This window comes from Cytobacillus pseudoceanisediminis, from assembly GCF_023516215.1.
Classification (GTDB): domain Bacteria; phylum Bacillota; class Bacilli; order Bacillales; family Cytobacillaceae; genus Cytobacillus; species Cytobacillus pseudoceanisediminis.
On sequence record NZ_CP097349.1, the window covers coordinates 2,425,505 to 2,440,144 of the forward strand.

The 14,640-nt window shown below is 39.8% G+C and carries 16 protein-coding genes and 2 pseudogenes; 6 read left to right on the forward strand and 12 right to left on the reverse strand.

Translation table 11 applies throughout. From position 1 onward, the window contains the following. Positions 1 to 67 precede the first annotated feature (67 nt). Complete coding sequence (locus M5V91_RS12980) at positions 68 to 928, forward strand: mechanosensitive ion channel family protein (protein ID WP_019381669.1); 861 nt, start codon at positions 68 to 70, stop codon at positions 926 to 928. Positions 929 to 1,036: 108 nt separating this feature from the next. Here the strand turns inward: M5V91_RS12980 and M5V91_RS12985 are convergent, their stop codons facing one another. The 8 genes and pseudogenes from M5V91_RS12985 to M5V91_RS13020 form a co-directional block, all read right to left on the reverse strand. After that, entirely contained in the window at positions 1,037 to 2,161 is a 1,125-nt protein-coding gene (locus M5V91_RS12985; RefSeq protein ID WP_009330992.1) for an N-acetyldiaminopimelate deacetylase, read from the reverse strand. A 120-nt stretch (positions 2,162 to 2,281) separates the two neighbouring features. Next, positions 2,282 to 2,992 carry a 2,3,4,5-tetrahydropyridine-2,6-dicarboxylate N-acetyltransferase gene (gene dapD, locus M5V91_RS12990; RefSeq protein ID WP_009330993.1) on the reverse strand — a complete coding sequence of 237 codons (711 nt, stop codon included), beginning with the start codon at positions 2,990 to 2,992 and terminating at the stop codon, positions 2,282 to 2,284. 92 nt (positions 2,993 to 3,084) lie between these two features. Further along, positions 3,085 to 3,981, reverse strand: coding sequence for a transcriptional regulator CcpC (ccpC, locus tag M5V91_RS12995; RefSeq protein ID WP_019381667.1), 897 nt, complete (start codon positions 3,979 to 3,981; stop codon positions 3,085 to 3,087). Between the two features lie 151 nt (positions 3,982 to 4,132). Further along, positions 4,133 to 5,631, reverse strand: a pseudogene (locus tag M5V91_RS13000) (MDR family MFS transporter). A gap of 145 nt (positions 5,632 to 5,776) precedes the next feature. Further along, positions 5,777 to 6,223, reverse strand: coding sequence for a cyclic-di-AMP-binding protein CbpB (gene cbpB, locus M5V91_RS13005; RefSeq protein ID WP_009330996.1), 447 nt, complete (start codon positions 6,221 to 6,223; stop codon positions 5,777 to 5,779). A 71-nt stretch (positions 6,224 to 6,294) separates the two neighbouring features. After that, the gene (locus M5V91_RS13010) at positions 6,295 to 6,438 is read right to left on the reverse strand and encodes a hypothetical protein (protein WP_019381665.1); all 144 of its coding nucleotides are present in this window, start codon (positions 6,436 to 6,438) and stop codon (positions 6,295 to 6,297) included. 51 nt (positions 6,439 to 6,489) lie between these two features. Continuing rightward, the gene (locus M5V91_RS13015) at positions 6,490 to 6,639 is read right to left on the reverse strand and encodes a hypothetical protein (RefSeq protein WP_019381664.1); all 150 of its coding nucleotides are present in this window, start codon (positions 6,637 to 6,639) and stop codon (positions 6,490 to 6,492) included. Between the two features lie 104 nt (positions 6,640 to 6,743). Continuing rightward, the gene (locus tag M5V91_RS13020) at positions 6,744 to 6,980 is read right to left on the reverse strand and encodes a YkuJ family protein (protein ID WP_019381663.1); all 237 of its coding nucleotides are present in this window, start codon (positions 6,978 to 6,980) and stop codon (positions 6,744 to 6,746) included. Positions 6,981 to 7,163: 183 nt separating this feature from the next. Between M5V91_RS13020 and M5V91_RS13025 the strand changes: the two genes are divergently transcribed. Next, the gene (locus M5V91_RS13025) at positions 7,164 to 8,114 is read left to right on the forward strand and encodes an MBL fold metallo-hydrolase (protein WP_019381662.1); all 951 of its coding nucleotides are present in this window, start codon (positions 7,164 to 7,166) and stop codon (positions 8,112 to 8,114) included. A gap of 59 nt (positions 8,115 to 8,173) precedes the next feature. Further along, complete coding sequence (locus M5V91_RS13030) at positions 8,174 to 8,416, forward strand: glutaredoxin family protein (RefSeq protein ID WP_009330999.1); 243 nt, start codon at positions 8,174 to 8,176, stop codon at positions 8,414 to 8,416. An 85-nt stretch (positions 8,417 to 8,501) separates the two neighbouring features. Here the strand turns inward: M5V91_RS13030 and M5V91_RS13035 are convergent, their stop codons facing one another. The 3 genes from M5V91_RS13035 to M5V91_RS13045 all read right to left on the reverse strand — a co-directional run bounded on the left by M5V91_RS13035 (position 8,502) and on the right by M5V91_RS13045 (position 11,000). After that, positions 8,502 to 9,209, reverse strand: coding sequence for a DUF3993 domain-containing protein (locus M5V91_RS13035; RefSeq protein WP_019381661.1), 708 nt, complete (start codon positions 9,207 to 9,209; stop codon positions 8,502 to 8,504). Positions 9,210 to 9,464: 255 nt separating this feature from the next. Next, positions 9,465 to 9,704: a hypothetical protein gene (locus M5V91_RS13040; RefSeq protein WP_019381660.1), complete on the reverse strand. Its 240-nt coding sequence runs from the start codon at positions 9,702 to 9,704 to the stop codon at positions 9,465 to 9,467. A 78-nt stretch (positions 9,705 to 9,782) separates the two neighbouring features. After that, positions 9,783 to 11,000: an EAL domain-containing protein gene (locus tag M5V91_RS13045; RefSeq protein WP_009331002.1), complete on the reverse strand. Its 1,218-nt coding sequence runs from the start codon at positions 10,998 to 11,000 to the stop codon at positions 9,783 to 9,785. 180 nt (positions 11,001 to 11,180) lie between these two features. Here M5V91_RS13045 and M5V91_RS13050 point away from each other — a divergent pair, with 180 nt between their 5' ends. After that, positions 11,181 to 11,963: a C39 family peptidase gene (locus M5V91_RS13050; protein WP_009331003.1), complete on the forward strand. Its 783-nt coding sequence runs from the start codon at positions 11,181 to 11,183 to the stop codon at positions 11,961 to 11,963. A gap of 45 nt (positions 11,964 to 12,008) precedes the next feature. On the opposite strand, the gene fadH is transcribed toward M5V91_RS13050, so the two are convergent. After that, positions 12,009 to 12,773: a 2,4-dienoyl-CoA reductase gene (gene fadH, locus M5V91_RS13055; RefSeq protein ID WP_009331004.1), complete on the reverse strand. Its 765-nt coding sequence runs from the start codon at positions 12,771 to 12,773 to the stop codon at positions 12,009 to 12,011. Positions 12,774 to 13,019: 246 nt separating this feature from the next. Here fadH and M5V91_RS13060 point away from each other — a divergent pair. Together M5V91_RS13060 and M5V91_RS13065 are read left to right on the forward strand one after the other, a co-directional pair. Further along, positions 13,020 to 13,893 (forward strand): annotated as a pseudogene (locus tag M5V91_RS13060) (metallophosphoesterase). A gap of 124 nt (positions 13,894 to 14,017) precedes the next feature. Continuing rightward, positions 14,018 to 14,515, forward strand: a complete 498-nt coding sequence (locus M5V91_RS13065; protein WP_009331006.1) for a L,D-transpeptidase family protein — start codon at positions 14,018 to 14,020, stop codon at positions 14,513 to 14,515. Positions 14,516 to 14,640: the final 125 nt, after the last annotated feature.

Here is a 14,640-nt window from a genome sequence, read left to right on the forward strand (position 1 = left end):
CCGTTTGCATATAAAGTGCTGTTGCGATAAAATGATGACTTTAATCATACTGAAAGGAAGCGTTAGAATGGAGAATCTAAATTTATCGCAAATAAATTGGGAAGCCCTGTTGATTGATGCCGGACTTATTCTATTAAAGCTGGCAGCTATCTATTTTGCATTTTTAATCGTTAAGTCTGCGGGGAATAAAATAATACATAAAAGTTTTGAGGGAATCGGGAGGAAGGAAAGAATATCTCCGGGAAGATCGAAGACACTGCAAAGTCTTGCTAAAAACATTTTCTCTTACGTACTTATTTTTATTTTTGCTGTTACGATTCTTCAGATTTTCGGTATAAAAGCAACTGCCATTCTTGCCGGTGCCGGGGTAGTCGGATTGGCGGTCGGCTTTGGAGCTCAAGGCCTTGTCAGCGATGTAGTAACAGGATTTTTTATATTGCTGGAAAGGCAAATTGATGTCGGTGATTATGTTACTACCGGAAGCTACTCAGGAATAGTGGAGCAAATTGGATTAAAAACTACTCAAATCCGCGGTTTTGACGGTACATTGCATTATATCCCGAACCGGGAGATTACCAGTCTGAGCAATCATTCCCGCGGCAATATGCGCGCACTGGTTGATATAGGAATCTCCTATGATGACAATATTGATGAAGCTATCACAGTACTTCAGGAAACCTGCGACAAAATCGCCGAAGTAAACCAGGCGATTGTGGAAGGACCTAATGTCATTGGCGTACAAACATTAGGCTCATCGGATGTTGTATTAAGAATTATTGCAAAGACAGAAAACATGGAACAGTGGGCTGTCGAACGGCAGCTGAGAAAAGCACTGAAGGAAGCCCTGGAAGCTAACGGAATCGAAATTCCATTCCCTCATCAGGTGCTCATTCAAAAACACGCAGGATCAGAAAGTGCTGCCGGATAAAACCGTAAGCAAAAAGCTGATTTCGCAGAACCTAAAAAGGTGCTGCGAAATCAGCTTTTTTAACATTTCCACTTTATTTAGTAAATACTTATTGCAAAATGAGCTGACTTATCCTTTATACCTTAAATATGCTGCAATCAATTCAATCGCTTTTTCGATTGCCGCTTCATTTGGATTCAGCCTGGCATGATGAAGTCCGTATTCTGAATCGACCCCAAGCCAAAACATGAAGCCTGGAATTTCTTCAAGCATATATCCGAAGTCCTCACCTGTCATGGCTTCCCGGCATTCAACAACGTTTATGTCTGTGTTGGAACGCGCAAACTCCATGAATTCCTTCGTTAAGGCTGTCTCATTGTAAACCTGATGATACATGCTTCCATAGTCGATTGAAGCTTCACATTCATATCCAACTTCAATTCCTTTTACTAGCGCCTGAATCCTGCTTTTTACCTTTTTCATTGATTCAGGGGATAACGTTCGGATGGTACCTTCAAGCCTCGCTTTTTCAGCTATGATGTTTTGAACGGTGCCACCTGTAATTTTTCCGATTGTAACGACTGCACTGTCCAAAGGATCAATGTTCCTTGAAATGATGGACTGAAGCTGGCTGACCAAAGTACATGCTGCCACAACCATATCATTGGTATTATGCGGATATGCTGCATGTCCCCCTTTTCCTTTTAAATCAATGAAAAGTTCTGAGGTATTTGCAAACAGCAGCCCTTCTCTCAATGCGATTGTTCCGACGGGATATTCTGGAGCAATATGGAGAGCCAATATCATATCCGGCTTCCATTCTTTCATTATTTCAGATTTAAGCATGGGTTCTGCTCCGCCAGGCCCTTCTTCTGCTGGCTGAAATATAAACAGTAAATCATCGTTAATGCGTTCTTCTATAAATTTTGCTATTAGGCCAAGTGCAATCGACATATGAAAATCATGTCCGCAGGCATGCATTTGTTCACTATGCACGGATTTGAACGGCAGGCCTGTTTCCTCAATGATTGGGAGGCCGTCTATATCAGCACGATACCCAATCATCTTGGACGGATTCCTGCCGCTGATTTTCACAAGAATACCTGTTTTCCAAGTTTTAATTTCCATGCTGTCCTGAGGAAGAGAATACAGGTAATCTAATAGAAACTGCTGTGTTTTAAATTCACGGAACCCTAACTCCGGTATTTTGTGCAGCTCCCGCCGTAATGCAACGAATGGATTGTTTGTGTCCAAACTTTCTTCCCCCTTGTTAAAAATGCCCCTTATATTTCATTAACGCTATAGCAGTCTTGGGTAACCAAAAGGCTTTCACCTTTAGAAAAAGCGCGGATCGCAATCCACGCTTTCAAACTCTTATAATTGGCGAAGCTCCTGCTTAATTTCTGTTTTAGACTTAGTCTTTTCATCAATCTCTTTAATTACACGAGCTGGTGTTCCTGCCACCACAGTGTAAGGAGGCACATCATCAATGACAATCGCACCTGCCGCAACTACTGCACCCTTACCAACAGTTACACCTTCCAGAACCACTGCATTGGCTCCTATAACTACATCATCTTCTACAACAACAGGTTTTGCTGAAGGAGGCTCAATAACTCCAGCCAACACAGTTCCTGCTCCAATATGGCAATTCTTGCCGACTGTTGCTCTTCCGCCAAGGACAACATTCATGTCAATCATTGTACCTTCTCCGATCACTGAACCAATATTAATGGATGCCCCCATCATGATTACAGCGTTATCACCGATTTCAACCTGGTCGCGGATGATTGCCCCCGGCTCAATGCGGGCTTTAATATTTTTCATATCAAGCAGTGGAATCGCTGAGTTTCTGCGGTCATTCTCAATAACATAATCTTCAATTTGTGACTGATTTGCTTCAATTGCCTGGCTAATTTCAGACCATTCACCAAAAACCACACCGGTACTGCCATTTATAAAGGCCTTTGCTGAATCACCGAAGTCGATTCCTTCTAATTCACCTTTAATATAAACCTTTACAGGTGTTGATTTTGTGCTGTTCTGGATAAATGAAATAATCTCATTGGCATCCATCATTTTCATATTAAAAATCCTCCTCTATGTATAACATTGCAACTAGCATTACTTTAACAAACAAAAGCGCTGAAAACAAGAAAAATAAATGAAAATAGAAGTCATGGGTGATATCCTTTTCCTTCTTCTTCAATATGCTCCTTAATTAACTCAACAAATGCCTGAACTTGCTTGAGCTGAAAGGCGGATTCATATCCCAGCAGCCATGTATCACGCTTAATCGGCAAATTATTTTCATCCAGCAGCGGGATTTTAAAAATATTTTTCTCCGCACCATTCAGTGTAATGGCTGGAAGAATGGCATATCCTATTCCATTGAAAGTCATTTGCTTGCACGTCTCAATTTGATCAACTACTATTGTCCGTTTTGGAGACGTTTTGAACTGCCGCAGCCACCAGTCCTGAATTTCCTGATAATAGTTGGAATCACTCTTAAACTGAATGAAGGGCCTGTCTGTTTCAAGGACCTGCTCCGGCCTTGTAATCTCTGTATCCACTAGATAAAGACTGTCCTTAAATAAAGGGATTTTAATCCCCTTCCAGTCCGGAGTCCCTCTAATAATTCCAATGTGAACCTGATCATCATAGAGCGATTTTAATATTTCACTGCTCCAGCCGGTGATCAGTGAAATTTTTGCCTGGGGATAGCGGCTGACAAACTTCTTAAGAACTTGAGGCAGCCAATTCTGCCCTACGATTGAAGCAACTGCAATTTTTAAGGTGCCATGGACCTCTGAATTCAAGGCTGTAATTGACTCCCTGACCTTTTCTTCCTTCGCAAGAACTTCATTAATGAATTGTAATACGATTTCTCCAGCGGGCGTCAGTGACAAACCCTTTTGTGAGCGGAGGAATAGTTTGCTGCCCCATTCCTTTTCAATATTTACAAGACGCTGTGAAAGGGCTGGCTGCGAAACAAATAAACGTTCAGCCGCTTTTCTCATATTCATTTCCTGTGCCAGCACTGATAAAAGGTGAAATTCCGTAAGTGAAGACATAAACATCTTCCCCTCATAACTTTTTCTTATAGTATATCTTAATTGAATTAGAGTTTCATTATCATTAGAAAGGACATCAGCACCTTAAAAGCTTACAGTTCTTTAAGAATATAAAAATCTCTGCAAATTAAATGCAGAGATCTCTTGCCGTTTAATCGGCAGCTTCCTTTTCATGCTTTGGCAGAGCAATTACCAGTAAGAAACTTATAACAGCAAATAATAGTACCGCATAATACACTGAATGAAGTGAAATGGTGAGACCATTTTGCAGGATGTCCTTCACTCCCGTATTCAGGCTGTTTCTCGCTTCTTCATTTAAAAGTACATTTGCTGAATCTAAAGATAGGCTGGAATCTATGCCTTCACCATTATTCTGTATATATGATTTTATCTGGCTGTTCAGAATCCCGCCCAGCAAGGCTGCTCCTATAGTGTTGCCAAGATTTCTCATAAACATATTGGCAGCAGTAGCTATTCCTCTTTGCTTCCATTCCACTGTACTCTGAATGGATACAATAAAAGCAGTGCTAGTTAATCCCATGCCGGCCCCGACCAGAAAGCTTCCAGCCGCCGCCCATACAGGTCCTGCTTCAGGAGTGAGTGTGACAAATAATATGCTCCCTGCAATTAAGAATACTCCCCCTATTACAGAGGTGCTTCTAAAACCAATTTTCAAAAGAAGCTTGCCTGCAGCTGCAGAAGCTATTGGCCAACCTATCGACATGGTCGTAAGTGTAAAACCTGCAACAATCGGCGACCTTTCCATCACACCCTGGACAAATGCCGGCAGAAAACTGGAAATCCCTATCAGCATCACACCAGTTGTCAGTGAAGCTAAATTAGCAATTAAAATCGGTTTTTCCTTCCAAATATTAAAAGGCATCATCGGCTCTGCAGCTTTTTGTTCCTGCAGGATAAATAAAATAAAGGAAATCACACTAACCGCTATAAGGCTGATTGCTTCGATGGAATTCCATGCCCAATTTGTTCCTCCCTCAACAAGCACAAACATCAGAGATGAGATGGAAACCGTTAATAGCACAGCCCCTGCATAATCGATCTGATGCTTTTTTCTTTCCACATTCTCATGAAGGAAGAGCCATAAGCCTGCTATAGCCATAATGCCAAGCGGAATGTTCACCCAAAAAACATATCGCCAGCTGACGAATTCAACTAGAAGCCCTCCTATTGCAGGACCCATTATGGCTGAAATACCCCATACGCTTGATAAATAACCCTGAACCTGTGCCCTTTCCTCTTTTGTATAGATATCCCCGACTATGGTGGTTGCTATCGGCATGACTGCTCCAGCTCCAACCCCTGGATTAATCGGAAAATGATCAGTGCTGTCATCGATTCAGCAAAACCGCATAAAATGGAACCAATTAAAAATATGATAATCCCGAATGTCAAAACGGGCTTCCGCCCAAATAAGTCTGAGAGCTTGCCATAAATTAAAACAGTCACAGCATTCATTAACAGATAAGCTGAAAACACCCAGCTATATAAAGCAAATCCGCCTAAATCCCCTACAATGGCAGGCATTGCGGTTGAAACAATGGTTGCCTCTATAGCTCCCATAAACATGGCAAGCATAACTGAAGCAAGCACAAAAGGCTTTTTCGTAACTTTTCTCTTTCCTTCCGGCATTTTTTTATGTAAAGTCTGACTCAAGCATTTCCCCTCCAAAATGAATAAAAACATGAATAACGCCTGCAAGTAGCGGAAATAAATACACCGGTACTCTCATCATTGAAAATAAAGCAAGCTCCCACTGCTGGGAGCTGAATGATGTTTATCGCTTATTTAATCGTCTGATGTGCTTATTTAATTGATCCAAAACTGTTCTGCGAGTCAGTATTCCCTCAAAGTAGCCTTCCTTGTTTTCTATACATATAAAGGGATGGTCAACTAAAAGCTCGATCGATTGTTGTATAGAGGACTCAGCATCAAGCCGCGGGATATTTCTGTTCATAGCCTCTTCAACCCTTTTTTGCTCCAGCTGCTCAAATTCGATCCGCTCTAGCCCGAGAATAGAATCCATGATTATGGGTGTGCTGATTAAGCCCTGCAGCTTATATTGCGGGTCTAGTACAGGTATTGCTGTATATCCGCTTTTTGTTAACACTAAGAGGGCATGCTCCAGGTTATTGCCAACCTGTACATGTGCTACCCGTTCAGAAGGAATCATGAAATCACTTATGTTAAATTCTAAAAATTCCTCGCTATGGAGACTGATCATCGCCGAAAACTCCTCAAAAATTAGTTATACTTCTTACCCATTTTATCATAGTCTCCGGCATTTTGCCCCTATTAACCTTTGCTCGTTTGAATGTCTTTTACTTCATAGCCGCAGTCAGGACAGCGAAAAATAACATTTTGATTGGACTGTGCGGTTAAAACGGCATCGATGTCTTTTTCAGCCATGCATCCTGGACATGTTACAATTGGCATCATTCTGCTTCACCTCAAATCAAAGGGTCCTTTATTACTTATTGTTCTCAATACCTATTTTTTCGAGTCCTTATTATCTTTTAAAATTTCTTTCATTTCTTCAAGAGTTTTCCTGATCCGGATTACTTCTTTTTTTGTATTAATTAAATCTGCAAGCAAAAGAAGAACTGTAAAAAACAGCAAAATCATGAGCAGATAATACATTTCACACCTCTGGAAGATTGATATTTCATATTATAGCACGCTTTTTCTTCAAGCTGTTTTTAATAAGAAAAGAGGCCCAAAAGGCCCCTTATGTATATGGTGGATTATTGAATCAAATCGAAAATTTCGATCGTAATCATATCAATGTTGTCGAATTGATATCTTTTTGGCTTTTCTTTATCGTAATATACTTCCAGTTCAAATGTTTCATTTTTCGGATGAAAAGTTACCTGGCATTTCCTTTCACCATTCACCTCAAAAAATCTTTGCATTGGCTCTCCGCCTGTTGCTTGTTCCTGTAAGCTCTTTAAGCGTGTTAATATACCTTGAAGCTGTGACATGCTCTCTCTCCTTTCCAAAACAAAACCCATAATTCTACATTTAGGTTTCTCTTTTGGCATGTTTCTATCCTAAAGAAATAAATTCAGAATATTCAAGCTCGATGCTTTACATACCAATATTAACAGAATAAAATATTGTCAGGTGTTTGTACAAGCAAAAGCTTTATAAAGGATGTGATTTTTTTGGCAAAACCTGAAAAATTAGCGGAAAATCTATATTTAATTGACGATTTTGATCTTTCACTGGAAAAACGTACCGGTACATATGTCTTAACAGAGGAAAAGCTGACTTTGATTGAAACTTCCGCAAGCCCTTCAATTCCCTACATACTGGAAGGGCTAAGCCAGCTTCACATTCGGCCTGAGGAAGTTGAGTATATCATCGTTACCCATATTCATCTTGACCATGCAGGCGGCACAGGCCTTTTACTAACCCATTGTCCGAATGCAAAGGTTATTGTCCACCCGAAAGGCGGCAGGCACTTAGCAGATCCTTCACGCTTAATTGCTGGTGCAAAAGCTGTTTACGGAGATAAATTTGATGGACTGTTTAATCCTATTTTGCCTGTTCGAGAGGATAAAATTATCACAAAAGAACATGAAGAAGAGCTTAAAATAGGACCAAATTGCACTCTGAAATTTTTTCATTCACCTGGGCACGCTAATCACCACTTCAGTATCTTTCATCCTGCTTTAAATGGAATGTTCACAGGAGACACGGCTGGTGTGTCTTATCCTCAATTAAAAGAAAATGGAATTGAAATGTATCTGCCCTCAACTTCACCAAACCAATTCGATCCAGGCAAAATGCTCGAATCCATTGGCATGTATGAAAAAATGGATCTTGATTTTATTTTCTTTGGCCATTATGGAATGAGTACAAACCCAAAAGAGGTCTACAGGCAAATTAAGGATTGGCTTAAGATATTCCTCCATACAGGCAGAATTGCCGTATCTGAAGGCGGTTCTATTGATCAGCAGACACAGGCAGCGCAAGCCATGCTTGAAGAAAAAATTAAAGCCAATCTAAATGGCAGAGGCATCCCATCTGACCACCCTGTATATAAGATCCTTTCTGTGGATATCGCTGTCTGCTCTATGGGATTGATAGATTATATGCAAAAAACAAACTGATTGCTTACTTTAATATCCTGCATTATGATGGAATAACAAAAAACTCAGGGGGAAGCACTTTGAAAGAAATTGTTTTATACACACAGCCGGATTGTCCGCCCTGTGAGATTACGAAGATGTTTTTGAATGAAAAAGGATATATTTATACGATAAAAGATATTAAAAAAGATGCAGCAGCCCACAAAGAGCTGACCAGACAATATAAATCTTTTTCCACTCCAACAATTGTCATCGGAGATACTGTCATTAGGGGATTTGACCTGGAAAGACTGCAATCTGTATTAGATGATGGCATAAAGTGAAACTTCAATTGCATGGATCTCCTGCCTGTCAGGCTGCAATAATAAAAATAGGAGCTTAAAAGCTAAGCTTTTAAGCTCCTATCATCTAATTGGATGCCAGCTGCCCGTTTAATTCCTGATGTTCAAATAAAGCAATTATACCTTGTTTATTATCTGTTAAAACCATACTTCCGGAACGAAACAAAGCGTCGAATGGATTCAGCAGGAAACCGAATTGATACGACGGTTTGTTAATCCAATTTGGATTTTCAGGTGTTTTAAATGAGCTTTGTGTTGCTGCTTCTTCATTACTCTCGGCTTTCTTTAAAATTTTCTCGGGTATATTTTCACCCAGGAATTTGGCGACTTTAAATTCCCCTTCTTGTTCCACAAGTAAAAGTCCCTCATAGTGACCTTCGTATTCTACTGGGCCTTCATTATTTTCCGGAAAGTATTCATACACATAAATTTTGCTTCCTTCTTTAACTACTTTTGTACTATCTGAATACGTAAAGAAGGGAATGTAATATGCAGCAGCATCAGATCCAAGGGTAAAATACTTGCCATTCTCTGAAACAAGGTTTTCATTCAGAAATTCAGCTTTAGGCTCTTCAGAAAAATATGGGTCAAGCAATTCATCGACTTCCTTCATGCTTCGCTCTTCCTCGCTCAGCGAAACCTGTGTATGAAATGCATTTTGCAAGAATTTGTATACCTCTTGGTTATTGTTAAGGCTCTCGGCATTTGTATGGGAAGGAATCGCTGCTGCCATGACTGCAATTGTTATAATAATTCCTGCTAAGTGCTTGTACATTCCACTCTCCCTTTCTTAATCGTTTACTATTGTGTACCATCAATTTTACCAGCAAATAAAGCTGCTGTTGCCGGTTTTCGCACCCGAAATTCTCTTACGTTTTGACATAATAATTCTTTTCTTGTTATGAATCTACCCGAATTGACAAAGAATTAACGCAATAAGCGGAAAAGTGTATATAAATAATGATGTAAATATTGTTAATCAGCAGCATGTACCCATTTCAATAAAAAAAGACCCTGCCTATGAGGGTCTTTACCAATTCCATGTAAGTGCAAAATAGATAATCATAACAAGAACAATTCCAAAGAAAATCACATACGTTAGAAAAATCGGATTTCTAATATATGCATGCTTCTGAACATTATCCGGCAATTCTGCATCAATATCGCCCTTTACGGCTTTTCGCTCTTTTGCAACAAACAAAGTGTAAACTAAGGAGTATCCAAGGATACCCACTCCAATTAGTAAAATGATCAATGTGTACATGCTCATGTCTAATCTCTCCTCAAGGAAAGTTCTACACTTACATTTCCTCAAATTAAGATTGTTTATACTTTTAAAATTTTATGCTTATAATAACCCATCATGGTTGTATAAAAATTCATACGATAGATCCACAAATAAGTAATCATTGGTATTAAGCGGAAAGGAAAACGTCCTGATTGTTTCACCTGTCTCAATATCAGTATACAAATCAGAGAGGATACCTTTTTTATTTATTCGCATTTTCATGATATTTTCAAGAAAGTATGGCCGCCAGCTCCAGTTTTTGTGAAGATATTCTTCCTGGGTTATCCATTCCCCATCCCGTTTGAAGTAATTCGCAGATTTCTGGAATCCATCTTCATCGCAAATATACAGGCGAAAAGCTGCACCATCCAGAAGAACCGCAATCTGCTCCAAGGTTTCTTCATATACAAAAACCTTTTTATTTTTATTTGCAAAATCAATCATCTTTTCGTTGAACTCAAGTGTAACCTGATACAAGGACTCCAGTTTTTTCTTTTCATGTACAATAAACCGATGGCATTCACTTCGAAATTTTTCCTTTAAAATATCTCTATCAGTGAAATTTTCAGCCGGTTTTTGCAAATAATAACCTTGATAATAACGGCCTCCATTTTTCCAGGCAAACTGAAGCTGGTAAACCATTTCAATATTTTCAAAAAGCATGCTCGCTCCTATTTTCCTGGCAAGCATGGATAAAGAATAGAGGATATCATTAAAATTATAAGCAGAAGCATTTGATTTCATGGACTCCAGATCCACCTTTAAAATGTCGGGAGCCAATTGCCCGATCCTATCGAGATGACTGCTTTCATTTCCAAGTTTATCTATTGCTAATTTAATTCCATAAGTCCTGTAATAATTCAATAGATGGTCCAGATGGTCAATATCTCCCTTATAATTCCGTTCTGTAATTTCCAATACAATCCTGTCAAGGCTTATTCCTTGTTTTTCATATTCCTGGAGGGTATTTAAAAATTGTTCCCCGTCATTATACATGAGCAAGTCAGCATCCCTGTTGACAAAAAGCAAAATATCCTTATCCAGGTCCCGGGCCTTATCCAAAGCCTTTTTTAATACTTCATAATCTACTTCAATCCGGTATTCTTCAGGAATATTCTCATCCTGGAAGAACGGCCCCAGACTACTTATAACTCCATCAGATCCTCTATATCGGCCTAAAACCTCATAACCAATGACACGATGCTCATCTGCACTGAATATTGGCTGGAAATAAGGAAATACATTATCCAAATCTGTAAGGATATCCAATGCATCCATGTCCTAGCCTCCCTATGTATATTAATGAGTTATTATACCATATTCGCTTAAAACTTTTACTATTCAAAATATAGATTCCACTTTTTGATAAAACAGCATTGTTTGGCAAAAGCTTTGCATCATATTGCCGCGCCTTCTCTCACAAGCTAATATCAGGACATCAAAGAAAGAGGGTATTTCATGAGAAATCTCCTATTTATATCCCTTCTTATTCCTTTGCTTGGCTGCGGCCATTCAGAACCTGCCAGTCCTTTGCAAAAGCCTGACATGGCCTCAAAAGATCTGGATGCACAAATACCAGTAAAGGCAAAGAAGGTACAGCAGAAAGCAACAGCCCAATCTCCGAAAACTCCTGCGGCTGTGAAAAAGGAATCTGTCATCATTGATGTTCCACTAATCAGACAAAACCCCGAATTGAAGTATGGATGCGAAGTAACCAGCCTGACAATGGTCCTGCGGCATGCAGGTGTGCAAGTAGGGAAAATGGATTTGTATAATGCAGTAAAGAAAGATAATGATCCGCTGATACGTTCAAAAGGCGATATTTTAAAATGGGGTAATCCAGCAGAAGGATTTGTAGGAGATATGACCGGGACAAGTGCAGGCTACGCTGTTTTTGATAAACCAATTGAAGAATTAGTGAATAAATATCTTCCCGGAAGAGCCGTAAATTTATCCGGCCAAAATTTTGAAGCGATTCTTATGCATGTATCCAAGGGATATCCTGCTGTGGTCTGGACAACAGGAGATTATAGGCTTCCTGACCGCTGGGAGTCCTGGACTCACTCCGGCAAAACCATTAAAACTCCTTTAGATCTTCATGCAGTCGTATTGGTAGGCTATGATGAACAGTTTGTTATTCTAAACGATCCCCTCTCAGGGAAAAAACAGGTGAAGGTTTCTAAAGAACGATTCATCTCATCATGGAAAGCATTGCAATCCAGAGCAGTAAGTTACCAATAGATAATGGCAACCGGCTGAAATTAATTCAGCCGGTATTCATAAGCATTAAAATGGAAATTGATTCAGCCACTGTCCTCCATCCATAGTGATGCACTCCCCATTAATATAACCTGCATGCTCAGAGAAAAGGAAGAATGCCAATTCTGCGATTTCTTCCGGCTTACCGAGCCTGCCAAGGGGCACACTTTGGAGTGTCCTGTTTGCAGCTTCTTCTGATTCCCAAAGCCTGTCAGCCCCTCCTGTCCTTTCAATCGGACCTGGGGCTATTGCATTCACTCTAATTCCGTATTTTCTTCCCCATTCTACAGCCAAGGTTCTTGTCATGGATAATACACCTGCTTTTGCTGCTGCCGAGTGTATAACACCCGCTCCAGCATCCCATGCATATGTAGCCACCATATTAATGATGCTTCCCTTAACTCCTTTTTCAATCCAGTGTTTACCGACTTCACTCGAACAATAAAAGGTTCCATTCAAGACAATATTAATAACAGAATTCCATCCATTTGCACTCAAGCTCTCTGCAGGGCATATAAAATTTCCCGCTGCATTATTAACAAGGAAATCAACTTGTCCAAATACATTTAGTGTTTCGTTGAGCATATGTTTAACATGTTCAATTTCACGGACATCCATTTGAATTGTCAAAACTTGACCCTGGAAGGTTTGAATTTCAGCTTTTGCTGTCTCGAGGCGTTCCGGATTCCTTCCTGTTATCACCACATTCGCTCCGGCTTCAGCAAACCTCTTTGCCATATATTTTCCCATACCGCTGGAACCGCCAGTAACAATGACTGTTTTATTCTTCATTCTAATTCCTCTCAAAAAATGAATGATCATTCATTTATATTTTACCATTAAATATAGAATTTTCGAATTATTATTTACAAATTAATTAATAATTTTAAGGAAAATGAAGGATAAAAAACAAGCATAGTTATTTCTTCTTTTTAATAGGATAGTTTGATAGTATTAAAGATACTGCTATGAGAAGCATTGCCTTTACTCATGCTCAATACTTCAAAAAAAATTTTAATAGATAGGTTGGTATGCTAAATGCCGGAAAAAGTGTCCAGAAGATCTTTTTTAAAAAGAGCTCTCGGCTTTTTTGCTGCTGTTTTTGGTATTAGTGCAGGCGGCTATTATTATGCACGGGATATTGAGCCGCGGCTCTTGGAAATCACAAACTACAAAATTTCTGACAACGCTATTCCACAAGCGTTCCATAATAAAAAAATCATCCAATTCAGCGATACCCATTTAGGATTTCATTATGACCTGAAACAGCTTGAAAAATTGATTGAAAAGATAAACAGCTTGAAGCCTGATATTGTCTTCTTTACAGGTGATCTGATGGATGAACCCAACAAATATAAAGAGGCAAACCAAATCGCCCCCTCCTGAAAAGGATTCAGGCGCCGCTTGGAAGGTTTGCTATTTATGGAAACCATGATCACGGGGGCTATGGTTCTGATATCTATAAATCTATTATGGAAGAATCCGGTTTATTCTTTTGCTGAATGAAAATCGGAAAATCGAGTTTTCCGGAAGCAGCATCCAGATTATCGGCATTGACGATGCCATGCTCGGCAAACCGGACATAAAGCTTGCCAGCGGAAGTCTGGACGATTCTTCCTATAACATTTTATTGTCCCATGCACCGGATTTAGCAGATGAAGCCTCAGCTTTCAACATCAATCTGCAGTTGAGCGGCCATAGTCATGGAGGACAAATAAAACTGCCGTTCATTGGAGCGTTAGTTAAACCGCCGCATGCTGAAAGATACTATGAAGGCTTCTATGAAATCGGCAGCCAACGCCCTTTAACTCTTTATGTAAACAGAGGGCTTGGTACAACCCGGCTGCCCTTCCGGTTTTTATCCAAACCTGAACTGACGGTATTTACCCTACAATCAAACAGCGGGAATTAAAGGAAAGCACACCTTTGCAGCTTTCCTTTTTTTGCTGCCTTCGTGACACAATTTATTCAATAAGTTACAAGATCATTTTTGCAGGCATATATTTGAATAGACCTTTCAGAAAGAGGTGATTGTTATGTACCATATAGTAAAACCTGGTGAGACATTGTCTGTCATCGCAAAGAATTACCGCCGCCCTTTAAGCGAGCTTCTGGGGGCAAACCCTTCCATTGTAAACCCAGGCCTGATCTATCCCGGCCAGCGATTAGTAATACCAGGGCTGCCGGAACCAGATTCCATTCCGTATACCATCATTGTTTCAAGAGGTAAAAGAAGCTTAACTCTTTTATATAACGGTGCCATTCAAAAAGTGTACCCCATTGCCGTCGGAAAAATGCTGACACAGACCCCAATTGGAGAGTTTGTTATTGTGAACAGAGAACCTAATCCCGGCGGCCCATATGGTGTCATGTGGCTTTCCCTGTCGAAAGCCGGCTATGGAATTCACGGAACTAATAATCCTTCCTCAATTGGCCAATCTGTTTCCCAAGGCTGTATACGCATGTATAACCAGGATGTGCTCGAATTGTCACGCATAGTGCCAAATGGCACCAGGGTACGGATACAGCCTTAGCTGTTACTTACAATCGTCCTTTCAACAAAACTTTCGCTGAAAAATTGCGAAAGTTTTTATTTTTTAGTTGATATTTTTTTAAACACAACATATCATATTGATATATCAGCATGATACATTGAAAG

Bases quoted from the DNA above. Each gene is read 5' to 3' on its own strand.
- cbpB (WP_009330996.1), bottom strand. From the start codon at position 6,223: ATGATCAGTCTCCATAGCGAGGAATTTTTAGAATTTAACATAAGTGAT.
- M5V91_RS13045 (WP_009331002.1), bottom strand. From the start codon at position 11,000: ATGGATGCATTGGATATCCTTACAGATTTGGATAATGTATTTCCTTAT.
- M5V91_RS13035 (WP_019381661.1), bottom strand. From the start codon at position 9,209: ATGTACAAGCACTTAGCAGGAATTATTATAACAATTGCAGTCATGGCA.
- M5V91_RS13040 (WP_019381660.1), bottom strand. From the start codon at position 9,704: ATGAGCATGTACACATTGATCATTTTACTAATTGGAGTGGGTATCCTT.
- M5V91_RS12980 (WP_019381669.1), top strand. From the start codon at position 68: ATGGAGAATCTAAATTTATCGCAAATAAATTGGGAAGCCCTGTTGATT.
- dapD (WP_009330993.1), bottom strand. From the start codon at position 2,992: ATGAAAATGATGGATGCCAATGAGATTATTTCATTTATCCAGAACAGC.
- M5V91_RS13065 (WP_009331006.1), top strand. From the start codon at position 14,018: ATGTACCATATAGTAAAACCTGGTGAGACATTGTCTGTCATCGCAAAG.
- ccpC (WP_019381667.1), bottom strand. From the start codon at position 3,981: ATGTCTTCACTTACGGAATTTCACCTTTTATCAGTGCTGGCACAGGAA.
- M5V91_RS13020 (WP_019381663.1), bottom strand. From the start codon at position 6,980: ATGTCACAGCTTCAAGGTATATTAACACGCTTAAAGAGCTTACAGGAA.
- M5V91_RS13050 (WP_009331003.1), top strand. From the start codon at position 11,181: ATGAGAAATCTCCTATTTATATCCCTTCTTATTCCTTTGCTTGGCTGC.
- M5V91_RS13010 (WP_019381665.1), bottom strand. From the start codon at position 6,438: ATGATGCCAATTGTAACATGTCCAGGATGCATGGCTGAAAAAGACATC.
- fadH (WP_009331004.1), bottom strand. From the start codon at position 12,773: ATGAAGAATAAAACAGTCATTGTTACTGGCGGTTCCAGCGGTATGGGA.
- M5V91_RS13015 (WP_019381664.1), bottom strand. From the start codon at position 6,639: ATGTATTATCTGCTCATGATTTTGCTGTTTTTTACAGTTCTTCTTTTG.